The organism is Paenarthrobacter sp. AT5, assembly GCF_032764245.1.
GTDB lineage: Bacteria > Actinomycetota > Actinomycetes > Actinomycetales > Micrococcaceae > Arthrobacter > Arthrobacter ureafaciens.
On record NZ_CP136441.1, the window covers coordinates 617,945 to 632,759 of the forward strand.

Below are 14,815 nucleotides of genomic sequence, written 5' to 3' on the forward strand. Positions count from 1 at the left end.
GTCAGGCCTCGACGACCTCGACGTTGACTACGTCTTCGATGACAGGGTTGGAGAGCAGAGTCTCGGCAGCTTCACGGGCCTGGGCCAGGATAGCGTCGGTCACCTCGCCGTCAACCGTCAGTTCGAAGCGCTTGCCTTGGCGGACTGCGCTGAAGCTGTTGAAGCCAAGGCGGGGCAGTGCACCCACAATGGCTTTCCCCTGGGGGTCCAGAATCTCGGGCTTGGGCATGACGTCAACGACGATCCGGGGCATCCGGTAACTCCTGTGCGTGAGTTGGGTGAACCTTTAAATAAGGCTGCCGCGGAGGGTGCCGTCTCACGCCGGTCAGCCGCGTTCGAACTGTGTCCTGAAAACGGTGTCCTGAAACGGTGTGGGGGCGCTCCGCGAGCTTGCACATCTATCCTACCGGGAGTCGCGCGCATACCCTATTCAGCGCAATTGCGCGAGGAGCCCGGGCCGTTTCGGTGGAAATTCCCTGCGTTGGAGGGCCCGACGGCGGTATGGCAGCAGGTGCCGGGCGTCACTAGGATGGCGGCATGGCTGAGAAACCGAAGTCGATGGTGTTGGGCATTGTGGGTGCCGCAGTCTTTGCCGGGCTGGGGCGCATGGTCCTCCAAAAAATCAAGGCAGACAAGGCTGCACGAAGCCAGCGGGTCACCACTGCACTGGACAAGGAGACGCGGGAACGGATCAGCCGGGCGATCAGGACGCCAGGCAAATAATGTCCGTTGGGCAGCACCGGCGGCTTACGGGTAGCGCACCGCAGTAATAGCGAACGTACAAATGCGCTAATGCAACGGGTTAAACTCTTGGATTCCGGCGTAGTTTAGGTCCTACACGCCGGTCCCTTGCCGGGGCCACCAAGACCCGACCAGGAGGAACAATGACGGACCACATTGCAGAAGTATCCGCCTGTAGCGTTGGCAGTTGCGGATTCAATCATGACGGATGCACGGCATTCGGCATCACCATCGGTGGCACCCAGGACCACGCTTCCTGCGCCACGTTCATTGACACGAACGCCATGGGTGGACTTCCAAAGGTCCTCGCCCACGTCGGCGCCTGCCAACGTTCCGAATGCGTGCATAACAACAACCTCATGTGTGAAGCACACGACGTGAAGGTGGGACCCGGCGCAGATTCCGCGGACTGCCTGACGTACGAGCACACGTGATCCTTCGTCAAAAGAGCGGGTGCGCCCTTGCCGGGCGCGCCCGCTCTTTTTGCGTCAAACGCAGGGTTGAATCAGCGAACCAGGTTCTTCAGCTCACGGCGCTCGCGGAGCGCTGCGATGTTCGACAATACGAGGGCTGACCCGCCCTTGGGCCGGTTCCCGGCGACGTGCGGAGTGATGATCAAGTTGGGTGCGGACCATAGTTCCGACCCGGCCGGCAGGGGCTCTGTCTTGGTGACGTCCACTGCCGCTGCGCGGAGGCGGCCATCGCGTAGGGCGGCCAGCAGGGCGTCTTCGTCCACGGTGGCGCCGCGTCCTACATTCACGAACACAGCCGTATCCGGCAGGGCATCCAGAATCTCTTCGTTCAGCGAATTTTCCGTCTCGGGGGTGGCCGGGAGGATGGAAATGAGCACGTCCGTTGTGGCCAGGACCCCGGGGAGATCCCCGGTTGCGACCACGGGAAAGCCGTAGCGCTCGCCCGCAGAGTTCGCGACGCCGGTGACCTCCGCACCCAGCGCGGCCAGCAGGGGAGCGAGGCGTCCTGCGATCGAGCCGAACCCCCAAATGGTGACTTTGGCGCCGTCGAGCGTGTAGAGCTGTTCTGTGTCCGGGGCGGACTGGGCCGCGTTGTACTCCCGGTCCCAGAGTGCCGACTTCTGCCCTTCGAACAGCACGTCCAAGCGGCGCACGGCTGCCAGCACCAATGCCAGTGCGTGTTCCGCCACCGGACCGTCGTGGAGCGAGCGGCCTGAGGTGACCTGCACATTGTCCGGGAACCCGGCTGCGAGCACCGAATCGGGGCCGGCTGCCAACGTCTGGACGAGCCGCAGGTTTGTGAGCCGCCGGGCAGCGTCCTCCAGGTTGCCGCTGGTGTTCTGCCACGTCACCAGGACCTCGGCGTCGATGTGTTCGTCCGGAATCGGTTGGTCCACTTGGTAGGACGCGACCTCTTCGCCCGAAGTTCCGAGGTCCAGCTCGATGGTATTGGGGACGAGGATCTTCAAGGCGGAACTCCGTTACTGCTCGCGGGTCATGGTCTTTGCTCTGGTGGAGGGCTTGTGCTCGACGTTATCTGCTTTGGCGGACAAAAACTTGATTCAGCGTCATCGCTAGCAATGTGACGGCCAGCACTTTATGGTTGTAGGACGTTCGACGTGGCACGTAATACGAGGTATCTAGTCTGCGCGAATGATCCACCAGCACCTCCGCAGTGAGCGTAAAGAGGAAGGAACACGGATTTGAGATCCAACAGCACCTCCGCACCATCGCTAGTCCGAAGAGCCGCAACCGGCGTACTGACCTGCGCGGTCAGCATCGGCTTGCTGGCCGGCTTGGGACTGCCCGCCCAGGCGGCCCCCACTCCGCCCAATTCGCCCACGCTTCCACCTGGCAGCTTCTCTGAAACCAATCTGGCGGCCGACCGCACGGCGGCGAATTTCTTCTACCGGATTCCCGCGCTTACCTACCTTGGCAACGACGTGGTCCTTGCAGCGTGGGACGGTCGCCCGGGTTCGGCGGCGGACGCCCCGAACCCGAACTCGATCGTCCAGCGCCGAAGCACGGACGGTGGCAAGACCTGGGGGCCGGTCCAAGTGATCGCCGCAGGCCACGTCGCCGATGCCAGCGGCCCTCGATACGGCTACAGCGATCCCTCGTACATCTACGACGCGGAAGCCAACAAGGTCTTCGCTTTCTTCGTGTACTCGAAGGACCAAGGCTTTGGCGGCAGTCAGTTCGGCAACGACGACGCGGACCGGAACGTCATTTCCTCCGCTGTCATCGAGTCCTCCGACGCCGGCCTGACATGGAGCCAGCCCCGCCTCATCACCTCCGTCACCAAGCCGGGTACCAGCAAGACCAACCCGGCAGCCGGCGACGTCCGCTCCAACTTTGCCTCCTCCGGTGAGGGCATCCAGCTCAAATACGGCCCGCACAAGGGCCGTCTCATCCAGCAGTACGCCGGCGACGTGCGGCAAGCTGACGGAAGCAACAAGATCCAGGCCTACAGCGTCTATTCAGACGATCACGGCGTCACGTGGCACAAGGGTGCCAACGTGGGCGACCGGATGGACGAGAACAAGACTGTGGAACTGTCCGACGGTCGGGTCCTGCTCAACTCCCGGGACAACGCCAACCAGGGCTACCGCAAGGTGGCCGTCTCCACGGACGGCGGAGCCACGTACGGCCCCGTCAGCCAGGACACGGAATTGCCGGACCCTGCCAACAACGGTGCAATCGCCCGCATGTTCCCCAACGCGGCGCAGGGCTCCGCAGACGCGAAGAAACTGATCTTCACCAACGCAAACTCCAAGACCGGCCGCGAAAACGTCTCGGCCCGGGTCTCCTGTGACGACGGCGCAACCTGGCCGGGCGTGCGCACCATCCGTCCCGGCTTCTCGGCCTACTCGACAGTGACACGGCTGGCGGACGGAAAATTCGGTGTCCTCTACGAGGGCAACTACACGGACAACATGCCCTTCGCCACCTTCGACGACGCGTGGTTGAACTACGTCTGCGCTCCCTTGGTAGTACCGGCAGTCAACATCGCCCCGAGCGCAACGCAGGAGGTTCCGGTGACCGTCACTAACCAGGAAGCAACCACGCTTTCCGGCGCGACCGCAACTGTCTATACGCCGTCGGGGTGGTCTGCCACCACGGTGCCCGTGCCCGACGTCGCCCCCGGTGCGTCCGTCACCGTGACCGTTGCACTGACCGCACCGGCGGACGCCAGTGGCCCGCGCAGCCTCAACGCGGCATTCACGACGGCGGATGGCCGGGTTTCGCAGTTCACCTTCACCGCCACCACGCCCGTGGCTCCGCAAGTGGGCCTTACCATCACGGGCTCGGCTCCGGCACGTGACGTAGCGGCCAACCCGTACCAGGCCGGTGACGTGCTGGGGTACACGCTCAACGTCAAGAGCACCGCGAATGTGGCGGCCAACTCCGTGCCGTTGACCGGAACGTTCGACTCCGGCTTCCTGCCTCCCGCGGCCCCCAACTGCCGCTATAACAACCTTGCAGCCGGAGCCAGCTACAACTGCACCACGGCCAAGCACACCATCACGGCCGCCGATATGGAGAGGGGCTACTTTGTTCCGGAGGCCACCTTCAGCATCACTTCCACAACGACGCCGTCACTCACCAAGACGGTGCAGTTCACCGGCGCTGCGGTCGCCCTGCGGGATGGCCTGATTTCGGCGGACATAAGCGGTGCGCGCACCGACGTCGGACGCGACCTCGCAACCCGGCCGTACGCGGCAGGCGAGCTGGTTCCCTACGCCTTTACGGTCAAGAACACCAGCCCGTTCGTGGAGCAGGTGGTTCCTACAGCCGGCAACTTCAGTCCGTTCCTTCCTGCCGGGGCCGGAAACTGCCGCTACCTGTCCCTCCCGGCAGGCCAGAGCTATGAGTGCGCGACGCCCCGTCACGCGGTGACGGCTGAAGAAGTGGAGCAGGGCTTCTTTGTTCCCGACACCACCTGGGAGGTCAGCGCAGCGGGCCAGAGCACCAGGACGTATCGGATCAATGGGGGAGAAGTGGACCTGTTGGTCCGCGATGCTGCCTTGTCCGCCACAGTGGTGGCCGAATGGAAGGATGCTGACGGAGACCGCTTCGCCAGCGCCGGAGACCCTGTAACTTTCACCTACACCGTGGGCAACGCGGGCAATGTAGCGTTGACGGGCCTTGAAGCGCCCGACGCCGGGATATCGCTGCCCTTCCTTGCCCCCGGAGACACTGCCACGGCAACACGCGAGCACGTCCTGACCGCTGCCGACGTTGCAGGTGGATCGTTGGCTGCCTCCGCTTTTGAGGCCACGGCCCGCAACGGATCCAAGGAAGTGACCGCAACTGCGGAAGGTCAGCCCCTGGAGCTGAAGGTGCAGCCGGTACAGCCAAGCAAGGAGCCCGAACTGACAGTTCAGGACCTTGAGGACCAGACGCCGCCGTTCGATCTCGGCACGGCCTTCAAGTACCGGACCGGACAGAAGGTGTCCCTCGCCGGGCTTGAGTACGGTCAGTGGTATTACGTGTACCTCAATAAGACGGGCTACCGCCTCGGCTGGATGTTCCCCACCACCGGGGACACCGTGGAGTTCATCCTCCCGCCCGAGGTCAGGAATGGCCGGGATGACGTGGTGGTGCTGGACAAGGACGGCCGCCAGGTTTCCTTCGACCGGCTCCAAGTAACGCCGAAGGGGGAGAAGATCTAGCGTCCTGATGCTGGGGAGGACGGGCCCGATTGTGACAAGACAAAAACACAAAAATGTGCCTTATGTCATATGTCGCTCTCACTCTGTACTCTGTGACTCGGTTGGTAGTGCGCTTTTGACAGGAACTGTCAATGCCGCAACCGGCCCCCGTTTGAAAGGTCCAGGCGATGGCGCCCGGTCCTCCCCAGTGAAAGGTGCACTCACTCGTGAAATCCCAAGGAAAGAGCTTCGTCAGAAGCGAGGGCCTTCGGAAGGCGGCGGCCTTGGCTGTCGGTCTGCCGTTGGTGCTCTCTTCCGTGGCGTTGCCGGCCCAGGCGGCTCCATCGGCGGAAAACGTTCCGGCTGTGGCCAAGAAGAACCTTGACCCTGCTGCCTATAAGGACGGCCGTTACATGGTGGTCCTCGCGGAGAAGCCCGCTGCGACCTACGACGGCGGCACGCCCGGCTTGGCGCCTACCAAACCGGAAGAGGGCAAGAAGCTAAAGGCCGACAGTGCCGAGGTCAAGCAGTACCAGTCGCACCTGCAGCGCAAGCAACAGGAAATCGCGAAGCAGGAAAACGTCAAGATCCAGCGCGATTTCACCACCGCTGTCAATGGCTTCAGCGCCAACCTCACGGCAGACCAGGCCATCAACCTGGTCAAGGACCCCGACGTCCTGCTGGTGGCGCCGGACACGCAACAGGCCCCTGACTACTCCACCACCGATTTCCTGAAGCTCAGCGGGCCCAATGGCACCTGGGCAACCCAGTACGGCGGGGTGGACAACGCAGGAAAGGGCACCGTGGTTGGCGTCATCGACACCGGCTACACCCCCTCCAACCCGTTCTTCGCCGGTGAACCCGTAGGACCCCTCGTTGGCAACCCCCAAGTGGGCGTTCCCTACCGCACCGACGACGGCAAGATTGCGATGCTCAAGGCCGACGGAGACACCTTTGTAGGTGAGTGCCAGCCCGGTACCGGCACAGGCGCCGACTACGACGGCAGCGCCTGCAATTCAAAGGTCCTCAGCACCCACTACTTCGCGGACGCTTTCCTGGACACCGTTCCTCCGGAGAACCGCGCCCCTGAGGAACTCATTTCTCCCGTGGACGTGGACAGCCACGGCACCCATACCGCAAGCACCGCAGCCGGCAACGCCAATGTTGAGGCAACGGTTGACGGCCGCAGCTTCGGCGTCACCAGCGGCATAGCACCGGCCGCGAAACTCTCCATCTACAAGGTTTGCTGGGAAGACACCGACCCCTCCACAGGCGGCTGCTACGGATCGGCTTCCGTTGATGCGATCGAGCAGGCAATCCTGGACGGCGTGGACGTACTGAACTACTCCATTTCCGGCTCTGCCACGTCCACCACGGATCCTGTTTCCCTGGCGTTCCTTTCCGCCGCTTCGGCAGGCATCTTTGTGGCCACGTCCGCCGGCAACTCCGGCCCGACGCCCAGCACCGTCAACCACGGAGCACCCTGGCTGACCACGGTAGCCGCAACCTCGTTCTCGCAGGAACTGCAGGGAACCGTGGAATTCTCCGATGGCAGCAAGTTCCGCGGAGCGAGCATCATGAACAAGGAGGTGACCGGTGCCGGCGTCGTGCTTTCCACCGATGCCGCCAGCGGCAACGGTGACGCTGCCCTCTGCGCTCCGAATTCGCTGGACCCGGCCAAGGTGGCGGAGAAGGTAGTTGTCTGCGACCGCGGCGTAGTTGACCGTACCGCCAAAAGCGCCGAAGTACTGCGTGCCGGCGGCGTGGGCATGATCCTTGTGAACCTGACTGCCTCCTCGCTGGACACCGACAAGCACGCGGTCCCCACCGTGCACGTCAACCCGCCGGCTACCGCCACCATCAAGGAGAAGGTCGCAGCCAACCCGGCCATCACCGTCTCCCTGCTGAACCGCGACACCACGGGTCTCCCGGCCGAAGCCCAGCCGCAAATTGCCGGGTTCTCCTCGCGCGGCCCGCTGCTGGCTACTGACTCCGACCTCCTGAAGCCGGATGTTTCCGCTCCCGGTGTCGCCATCCTCGCCGGCGTTTCCCCGATCGGAACCGGAGGGGACAACTTCGGCTTCCTGTCCGGTACGTCCATGGCCTCCCCGCACGTGGCAGGCTTCGGAGCCCTGATCTTGTCCAAGAACCCAACATGGTCCCCGGCAGCGGTCAAGTCCGCCATGATGACCACTGCAGGCCAAGTGAAACTGGCGAACGGTGCTCCGAACACGGACGTCTTCGCAACCGGAGCCGGCCAGGTGGATCCTGCCAAGGTCCTTTCGCCGGGCCTGGTCTACGACAACACCACGGAGGACTACCTCAAGTTCGTCCAGGGAACGGGCATGGACCTGGGCATTCCGGGCCTTGGCACCACGCAGGCCCGTGACATGAACGTGCCCTCCTTCGCGCTGGGCAACCTCGCCGGCAAGATCGAGGTCACCCGTACCGTCACTGCCCTGACGCCGGGTCTGTACCGGGCAACGGTCAACGTTCCCGGAGTCGACGTCAAGGTCACCCCGTCCGTCCTCAACTTCAGCCGCGCCGGTGAGAAGCGGACGTTCAAGGTGAGGTTCGAGAACAAGAACGCAGAACTGGGCAAGTTCGCCATGGGTTCGCTGAGCTGGCAGGGTGCCAAGCAGACCGTCACCTCACCCATCGCGGTCCGCCCACAGTCGGTGATTGCTGACAAAGCGCTCGCCTTCACCGGTACAGGCCCCAACGGCTCGGGAACCATCAACATCACCTCCGGCACCAACCTTCCGGTGGGCGTCACGGTTGACGGCCTGTCCAGGGCTGACTCCTCTGCCGTGGAACTGGTCCCCGGCCCCTTCGCGGGCGAGACCAACGCATCCAACTTCGTGAAGAAGGTGACGGTGGGTGAAGGCCGTGCGCTGGCCAAGTTCTCGGTCATTTCCTCCGACGAGGCCGCAGACTTCGACATGCTGGTCCTGACACCCTCCGGGCAGCAGCTCCCGTCCGCCACGGCCTCGGCCAGCGAGTCTGTGACTGTTACGAACCCGGCGCCGGGTGACTACTACGTTTTCGCCAACCTGTACGCGAGCCCCAACAACCAGCCCACCAAGGCAACTGTTGATGCCGCCGTCCTCGGCGCGAACGAAGGCAACGCCACACTCACCCCCAACCCGATCAAGCTGGCCAACGGCAAGAAGGGCACCATCGCGCTGAACTGGAAGAACCTGGAACCGGGTTCCTACATCGGCCGGCTGACCTTCGACGGGACCAGCGAGCCCAGCTTCGTCACCGTAGTGGTGAGCCCGGGTGGGGCAGTAGTTGTTCCTGACAATGAGAATCCCAAGAAGGACAAGAAGCACCGCGGCAAGATCCGCAGCGACGAGCCGACACAGGAGAACAACGCAGGCTAGTCCGTGTTCTCCCTGTAACAACTGTGGCCGGTGGGTTTTCCCACCGGCCACAGTTGTCACGGACCGCCGATTGGTGGCTGGGCAGCGTCCTTCGTTGGCGGTCTAATAGTCCGCCGCCATCACTGGGCCGTGACGCGCTTGTGCTGCTCAGCGCCGGTGGCGTGCTCGCAGGACATCAGCAATTGCAGCGCTTCTGCCGCGGGCGTACCCGGGTCTGCGGCGTACATGAGGACGCGGTGACCGGATTGATCGGGCGGAGACAGGACTTCGAAGTTGAGTTCAATATCGCCAACCTCGGGGTGGTGCATGTACTTCACACCGGACATGCAGTTCTCCACGGGATGACGGGCCCACAGGTTGGCAAACTCCTGGCTGTTCATGACCAACTCCCCAATTAGCGACGCAAGTTCCGGGTCATCCGTGGCACGGCCGGCTACCAGCCGCAGCGAAGAAACAGCACGTGTGGCCTCCTCCTGCCAGCGTGTGTAGAGCTCACGTGTGTGGCGGTCCAGGAACAGCAGCCGCGTCATGTTGGGCCGCGTGGATGGAGAGTCAGGCGAGGCGAAATCCTAGTGGCCGGCCACCAGCCTGTGGCCGATGCGGTTCCACGCCAGGACCTCGCTGCGGCGTCCAAGGACGACGGCGGGCGTCGTGGCCAGCGACTGGATGAGCCGGAGTGTGCCTGGCCTGACCTTGTCCGGCTTGGTCAGGGTCCGTCGCTTGCTTGTTCCGGGCCGGGCAAGGTTGAAAAGGTGTGCCCGCTCATCGGTGTTCAAGTTCAAAGCCCGCGCGATGGCGTCGATCACGGCCTCGGACGCATTATTGCTGAGCCCCTGCTCCAGCCGGGTGTAGTAGGTGCTGCTGACACCGGCCAACATCGCCAGCTCTTCCCTGCGCAGGGTCGCCGTCGCGGTTCTCATCATCGCCCCGATCGTCCTCGGTGAGAGCAAGCCAGCTGCCAAACTGAAGCTCGACGTCCCCGGAGCAATCACGGTGACCCTGGGCCTTCTGGCGCTCGTCTTTGGCTTGACCAACGCCGCCGAACATTCCTGGACCGATCCGTTGACTTTGGGGTCGCTCGCCGCAGCCCTGGTTCTGTTCTTGGCTTTCGTGGCGGTGGAGCGCAAGGCGTCGTCCCCGTTGGTTCCCTTGGACATCTTGAAGCGCTCCGCAGTCGCCTGGGGAAACATCGCCGGCATTCTTGCCTTCGTCACCGAGACGTCCCTTGTATTCCTGCTGACCCTGTACTTGCAGCAAGTGCTCGGGTACACCCCGCTTGGCGCCGGTCTTGCCTTCGCGGTCCTCGGCCTCGGCACAGTGCTCGGTGGAGTTCTTGGCCCCAAGGTCATCGGAAAGATCGGCAACAAGAAGGCCATTGTTTACGGATTCATTGTCCAAGCCATCGCCACCGGCGCGCTTGTGCTGCTCAGCGAACACCCGGCGTCGATTGCTCTGCTTCTGATTGCCACGTTCATCGGTGGTGTGGCAAACCTCGTCGTCATTGTTGGTTACATGGTCACCGCCACATCTGGCTTGCCTGATGGAGAGCAAGGCTTGGCTACGGGGTTGGCAACAATGAGCCAGCAAATCGGCATCACCATGGGTATTCCGATCATGAGCGCCATCTTCACCGCACAGATCCTGTCTATCGGTAACAACGCCGCTCCGGCCGTCCTCAGCGGTGTCACTACGGCAATCTGGGTGAACGCAGGCCTGTGCCTGGCCACGGCTCTGGCAGTGGGCTTGTTCCTCCGCCGTCCGGGCCTGCTTGCGTCGGAAATTTCACACGTTGCCCGTTGAGCCCCCGAGGCCGCCGAATAGGGGAGCCAGGCTGCGCCACCGGGCGATTTCGCAGCCGTCGGTCCGGCTGAATTGGCTGTTGACTTGCCGTCCGCGGAACGTCCCCTCGACCACCGCGATTTGCGGTCCACCGTACTGCTGCGTGCAGAGCCGGTCCGGACGCGGTACCGGGAAGAAGGCTTCCTCGCCGAACTGCTCGACGGCGGCAAGTGCCGCATGCGCGTCCGGCAAGTTGGATTCCACCGAACCTTCGGCCGGGGAGAGGACGCCGTCAGCGGAACGGAGGCGGAACGTCCTCGGTTCCGCGCCGGGTGCCTCTGTCAGCGTGACTGTCAGGTCGACGTCGTATTCGGTCTTTTCGGAAGAAACCATGGTTACCTTTCGCTGGTGCGGCGGGTGCTTCAAGCGTTGGCCGGCAGGGCTTCCAGTAACGGACCCACCGACTCAAGCACGCGGGTCCTCAACTTCTGCGACTCGGCTGCGAAAGCCCGCTGGTACTCAACGTACTCGGCTTTGCCCTCCGGTGTCTCGATCCTGATGGGCGGGTAGCCCCATTCTTCAAGGTCGTAGGGTGAGGCCTGCATGTCCATGGCCCGGATCCGCCAGGACAATTCGAAGCAATCCATCACCAGCTCGCTGGGCAGCGCGGGGGCCAGCTTGTAGGCCCACTTGTAGAGGTCCATATTGGCGTGGAGGCAGCCGGGCTGCTCTATGGTCCGCTGGTTCTCCCGCGTAGGAGCGAGCTCGTTGAGGGGGACAGCGTCCGGCGTGTAAAAGCGGAAGGCATCAAAGTGGGAGCAGCGGATGCGGTTCTTTTCCACCACGTCATCCGTCCCCTCCCCGCCGAGCCTGAGCTGCAGGTACTCATGGCGTAGTTCGAACTTTTCCTGCCTGTACACCATGGCCCACTCGTGGAGGCCAAAGCAGCCGAACTGGGCGGGCCGCATTGCGGTGCCCTTGAGGATGATCCCGGCGAAGCGAACAGCTTCCGCACGCTGGTCCAGGAACGGCTCGCGGTGGAAAGCTACCGCAGGCGTCCCGGGGGCCAGTCCGACGGCGGCGAGCTGGCCGTCGTCGAGCCTGTGATAGAACTTCCAGTCGGCCCGCTCCAGTGCGCGCTCCCCGCTGAGCACAACGCCGTCCCCGGGGTGCCAGCGCAGCAGTTGCCCGGGCTTCTGCGTGTAATACGTGAAGAGGAAGTCCTCCACAGGGTGCTTCTGCCCGGCGGAACGGCGGGCGAGGTAGGGGTCGGCATAGCGGGCGACGCGCGCGTGATGGGCAGCCTCCAGCCCGAGCCACTGCTCCTGGGGGAGGTGCTGAAGCCTAGGCTGCACCACCACTGGCACCCAGGATGCTGCTGGAGGCGTCCCACAGGGCAATCTGGCAGCCGTCGGTCCGGCTGAACTTCGCGTCCACCTCGGTGCCGTCAACGGCGCCCGTCACGGTGGCCGTCTCCGGGCCGCCGAACTGCATGGTGCAGGCCTGGTCGGTCTTTACCGGCGCGGGGTTGAGGAGCGCGGGGTAGTTCTTCAGGACCTCGCAGGCCGCGGCCGCGGTGGGATGATTGCTCTCTGCCGCCGGAACGCCGCCCTGGCACACCAAGGTGTAGTTCTTCGGCGCGGCGTCAGGAGATGCCAGGAAGGTAATGGACAGCTCCGCATTGCCTTGGCCCGGAGTGGGCGTGGTGGCGGGAAGGCTCGGGTTGGGCGAAGTATCGCCGGGGCCAAGGGTAGTGGGAACCTGCGTAGGCGTCGCCCCTGTAGTAGACGACGACGGCGACGGGCTGGTGCTGCTTGTGGAACCGGACGTCGGGGTGCTGCCTGAGGTGGCGCTGCTGCTTGAAGTGGCGTCCGGCGCAGGGCCGCCGGTGCAGGCGGCCAGTCCGGCAACAGTCAGTACTGCGAGGGCGGACCGAACGAATCGCATGCGCATTGGATCTCCTTGGTTGCTGCCATTTTACGCGGTCTCTCGGTTTTGGACGCCAGGTGTTGTACCTGCCGGGGGGCGTGCTGCTGTTCTCCGGCTTACCCGACTTATCCGACCCTGACCCCGCGTTGTGTTGCCGCGATCAGGCCTGTCATGGCTTGGTGCAGTTCGGCCACTTCTTCGCGGCTTAGCTGCAGGCGCTCGCGGATCTGCCCGGGAACGGCAGTTGCCTGTTCACGGAGGGCCGCGCCCTTCGCCGTGAGGGTGATGGCGAGGGCGCGCTCATTGCCTTGGACTCGTTCCCTTGTCACAAGGTCCGCTTCCTCCAAGCGGCGGAGGAGCGGTGAAAGGGTGGCGGGCTCGTGGAGGAGGGCATCGCTGAGGTCCTTGAGGGTGCGGGGACTCCGCTCCCAGAGGGCCAGCATCACCAGGTATTGCGGATGCGTGAGCCCGAGCCGCTCCAAGACGGGCTTATAAATCCCCACCACGCTGCGGGATGCCACGGTCAGGGCGAAGCAGAGCTGGCGTTCAAGAAGGAGATCGTCGGCTTGATCGTTGACATTGGTTCCGCTGGCTGTGGTCATGGTTTCCTTCCCGGGCTGTGGGCGCGGCTCGAGCCGGCGGACGTGCGTTGCCGGTAACCCTGCAGCCAATTAGTTAGTGCACTAATTATTAGCCTACTATGGAGGTATTGATCCGTTGAAACAAGGAGTCGATCGCCGGTGGCCAAGGAATCATTCGCCCAGAAGTTCATGCGTGCAACTGGCAGGCTGCGGGTTATCTTCGGCCCGGCCCACAGCAGCTCCCTCGATCACGAGATGACCGAGGCCAATCGTCGCCTTCTGGCGCAGCGCCAAGCGGAAACACAGCAGTGGGAAACCGTGCGCCGACCCGATGGCAGCACGTACGTGGTTCCCCGCAACCCGGACGACAAGTCTCTGCGCTAAACCTTCGGTGCCCTCCCCGCGAGATGGCATTTGATGGCAGTCCGGGCGGGGAACATTGCGAATAAATGCCAACTCGCGGACTGACCATTGTGGCTCTCCGGGCGTAAAATTGCCTCACTGGAACGGCGCGCACCGGCCCTGCCGTTTTTCTTTCTCCTGCGGAAAGGGGGTGGAAGAAAATGGGACGCAAATTGGAAGGCTTCCAGCACGTAACCGAACGGCTGCAGTCCGTTTTTGGACCGGCCACTCATGGCTATTCGGATGCTCCTGTGGTGCACAAGCACGATGACTTTGAGCTCGCCTCGGAAGAGGACCTTAAGCATTTTGACGTGGAGACTGACTCCGAAGGGCATCACTACGCTGTCCGGAACAACGATCCAGGTCCAACAACCACCGATTACAGCCTTTAGGGCTGACGCTGGGACCGGGGTTCAGCTCCGGTCCTTCGCTTTGGCGTCCGCGGGCTCCAGCGCTTCCATCATTGATGCTTCCACGCGGGTGATCAGCATGCTTATTATGTTGTTACGGGATGAGTGGAAACAGGGTCAGTCCTGTTTGGGGAGAGGGGCCGTGAATGAGTTTCCAAGATGATGCAGGAAGGATCCCTGCAAACGCAGGAAGTATCCCGGCAAACACCGGACCCGCCGTCCGGTCGCAGGGCCCGGTGCCTGGATCTTCCCGCCCGACGCGTACGGCAGCCGTCTGGGTTGCGGTGGCGGTTGGCCTGGTGGTGCTGGTGCTGCTGATCGTCTTCTTCGTGCAGAACCAGGACATGGTGACGGTGAGGTTCTTCGGATTGGAAGGATCGCTTGCCCTGGGTACGACGCTCTTTATCGCGGCCGTCGGAGGGGGCGTGCTGGTTGCGTTGGCCGGAGGTGCCCGCATCCTGCAGTTGCGGATCATCAACCATCGCCGGCAACGCAGCCTCGCTGGGCACGGTACCGGTGCGGGAGTCGAAAACGCTTAGTTAAATGCGGATGGACCAGTTCACAGAGTGAACTGGTCCATCCGCATTTAACCCGACGGCGGCACTCCCTGACGACGATCAGACCGCCCGGGTTGTGGAGGTCCTAGCCCTCGCAGTCAGTGCAGTAGGCCACGCCATCTTTCTCGCGGGCGATCTGCGAGCGGTGGCGGACCAGGAAGCACGAGTTGCAGGTGAACTCGTCATTTGCCTGCGGGATGACCTGGATGACCAGTTCTTCGGCGACGATTTCGCCACCGGGGCCGTTGGCGTCAAGGCCATCGGTCTCGTCGAGTTCCAGCACCACGCTCTTGGCCGTGGGGGCGCTGGCGGACTGGAGTGCCTGGAGGGACTGCTCCTGGTTTTCTTTGACGTCTGTGCGGAGTTCGTCGTAATCGGCTGCCACTTGTTTATTTGCCTCTTC

General features: G+C 63.4%; 15 protein-coding genes and 1 pseudogene. 8 read left to right on the forward strand and 8 right to left on the reverse strand.

The annotated features are described in order from the left end of the window. Position 1: 1 nt before the first annotated feature. On the reverse strand, positions 2-253 hold the full coding sequence (gene purS, locus RI444_RS02985) for a phosphoribosylformylglycinamidine synthase subunit PurS (protein WP_011773385.1): 252 nt from the start codon (positions 251-253) through the stop codon (positions 2-4). A 284-nt stretch (positions 254-537) separates the two neighbouring features. Between purS and RI444_RS02990 the strand changes: the two genes are divergently transcribed. Beyond that, positions 538-723 carry a hypothetical protein gene (locus RI444_RS02990; protein WP_021471673.1) on the forward strand — a complete coding sequence of 62 codons (186 nt, stop codon included), beginning with the start codon at positions 538-540 and terminating at the stop codon, positions 721-723. Positions 724-884: 161 nt separating this feature from the next. After that, complete coding sequence (locus RI444_RS02995) at positions 885-1,175, forward strand: DUF1540 domain-containing protein (RefSeq protein ID WP_021471672.1); 291 nt, start codon at positions 885-887, stop codon at positions 1,173-1,175. A 71-nt stretch (positions 1,176-1,246) separates the two neighbouring features. On the opposite strand, the gene RI444_RS03000 is transcribed toward RI444_RS02995, so the two are convergent. Then, on the reverse strand, positions 1,247-2,182 hold the full coding sequence (locus tag RI444_RS03000; RefSeq protein ID WP_062095049.1) for an NAD(P)-dependent oxidoreductase: 936 nt from the start codon (positions 2,180-2,182) through the stop codon (positions 1,247-1,249). Positions 2,183-2,416: 234 nt separating this feature from the next. On the opposite strand from RI444_RS03000, the gene RI444_RS03005 reads away from it, so the two are divergent. Together RI444_RS03005 and RI444_RS03010 are read left to right on the forward strand one after the other, a co-directional pair. Continuing rightward, the gene (locus RI444_RS03005; RefSeq protein ID WP_207605148.1) at positions 2,417-5,389 is read left to right on the forward strand and encodes an exo-alpha-sialidase; all 2,973 of its coding nucleotides are present in this window, start codon (positions 2,417-2,419) and stop codon (positions 5,387-5,389) included. A gap of 263 nt (positions 5,390-5,652) precedes the next feature. Further along, positions 5,653-8,754 (forward strand): S8 family peptidase, encoded by a 3,102-nt coding sequence (locus tag RI444_RS03010; protein WP_207605813.1) that lies wholly within the window; start codon positions 5,653-5,655, stop codon positions 8,752-8,754. A 119-nt stretch (positions 8,755-8,873) separates the two neighbouring features. Here RI444_RS03010 and RI444_RS03015 read toward each other — a convergent pair. Continuing rightward, positions 8,874-9,677 (reverse strand): annotated as a pseudogene (locus tag RI444_RS03015) (helix-turn-helix transcriptional regulator). On the opposite strand from RI444_RS03015, the gene RI444_RS03020 reads away from it, so the two are divergent. Continuing rightward, positions 9,610-10,554, forward strand: coding sequence for an MFS transporter (locus tag RI444_RS03020; RefSeq protein ID WP_242703148.1), 945 nt, complete (start codon positions 9,610-9,612; stop codon positions 10,552-10,554). The pseudogene RI444_RS03015 and the gene RI444_RS03020 overlap by 68 nt on opposite strands. Here RI444_RS03020 and RI444_RS03025 read toward each other — a convergent pair. From RI444_RS03025 to RI444_RS03040, 4 genes are all read right to left on the reverse strand, one after another. After that, positions 10,537-10,926: a serine protease inhibitor gene (locus RI444_RS03025; protein WP_207605147.1), complete on the reverse strand. Its 390-nt coding sequence runs from the start codon at positions 10,924-10,926 to the stop codon at positions 10,537-10,539. The genes RI444_RS03020 and RI444_RS03025 overlap by 18 nt on opposite strands. A 29-nt stretch (positions 10,927-10,955) precedes the next feature. Next, positions 10,956-11,891, reverse strand: coding sequence for a 3-methyladenine DNA glycosylase (locus RI444_RS03030; protein WP_200769291.1), 936 nt, complete (start codon positions 11,889-11,891; stop codon positions 10,956-10,958). Next, on the reverse strand, positions 11,878-12,486 hold the full coding sequence (locus RI444_RS03035; RefSeq protein WP_079941152.1) for an SSI family serine proteinase inhibitor: 609 nt from the start codon (positions 12,484-12,486) through the stop codon (positions 11,878-11,880). Before RI444_RS03035 ends, RI444_RS03030 begins: the two co-directional genes overlap by 14 nt. 101 nt (positions 12,487-12,587) lie before the next feature. Next, positions 12,588-13,064 (reverse strand): MarR family winged helix-turn-helix transcriptional regulator, encoded by a 477-nt coding sequence (locus tag RI444_RS03040; protein ID WP_079941153.1) that lies wholly within the window; start codon positions 13,062-13,064, stop codon positions 12,588-12,590. Between the two features lie 138 nt (positions 13,065-13,202). Here RI444_RS03040 and RI444_RS03045 point away from each other — a divergent pair, with 138 nt between their 5' ends. The 3 genes from RI444_RS03045 to RI444_RS03055 all read left to right on the forward strand — a co-directional run bounded on the left by RI444_RS03045 (position 13,203) and on the right by RI444_RS03055 (position 14,394). Continuing rightward, positions 13,203-13,427 (forward strand): hypothetical protein, encoded by a 225-nt coding sequence (locus tag RI444_RS03045; protein ID WP_021471662.1) that lies wholly within the window; start codon positions 13,203-13,205, stop codon positions 13,425-13,427. 179 nt (positions 13,428-13,606) lie between these two features. Beyond that, positions 13,607-13,837: a hypothetical protein gene (locus RI444_RS03050; protein WP_021471661.1), complete on the forward strand. Its 231-nt coding sequence runs from the start codon at positions 13,607-13,609 to the stop codon at positions 13,835-13,837. A gap of 164 nt (positions 13,838-14,001) precedes the next feature. Beyond that, entirely contained in the window at positions 14,002-14,394 is a 393-nt protein-coding gene (locus RI444_RS03055) for a lipopolysaccharide assembly LapA domain-containing protein (protein WP_021471660.1), read from the forward strand. Between the two features lie 103 nt (positions 14,395-14,497). Here RI444_RS03055 and RI444_RS03060 read toward each other — a convergent pair whose 3' ends face one another. Further along, positions 14,498-14,797, reverse strand: a complete 300-nt coding sequence (locus tag RI444_RS03060) for a DUF4193 domain-containing protein (RefSeq protein ID WP_018778105.1) — start codon at positions 14,795-14,797, stop codon at positions 14,498-14,500. Positions 14,798-14,815: the final 18 nt, after the last annotated feature.

Excerpts from the sequence above, each read along its gene's own strand:
- purS (WP_011773385.1), bottom strand. The coding sequence starts at position 253 with ATGCCCCGGATCGTCGTTGACGTCATGCCCAAGCCCGAGATTCTGGAC.
- RI444_RS02990 (WP_021471673.1), top strand. The coding sequence starts at position 538 with ATGGCTGAGAAACCGAAGTCGATGGTGTTGGGCATTGTGGGTGCCGCA.
- RI444_RS02995 (WP_021471672.1), top strand. The coding sequence starts at position 885 with ATGACGGACCACATTGCAGAAGTATCCGCCTGTAGCGTTGGCAGTTGC.
- RI444_RS03025 (WP_207605147.1), bottom strand. The coding sequence starts at position 10,926 with ATGGTTTCTTCCGAAAAGACCGAATACGACGTCGACCTGACAGTCACG.
- RI444_RS03035 (WP_079941152.1), bottom strand. The coding sequence starts at position 12,486 with ATGCGCATGCGATTCGTTCGGTCCGCCCTCGCAGTACTGACTGTTGCC.
- RI444_RS03040 (WP_079941153.1), bottom strand. The coding sequence starts at position 13,064 with ATGACCACAGCCAGCGGAACCAATGTCAACGATCAAGCCGACGATCTC.
- RI444_RS03050 (WP_021471661.1), top strand. The coding sequence starts at position 13,607 with ATGGGACGCAAATTGGAAGGCTTCCAGCACGTAACCGAACGGCTGCAG.
- RI444_RS03055 (WP_021471660.1), top strand. The coding sequence starts at position 14,002 with ATGAGTTTCCAAGATGATGCAGGAAGGATCCCTGCAAACGCAGGAAGT.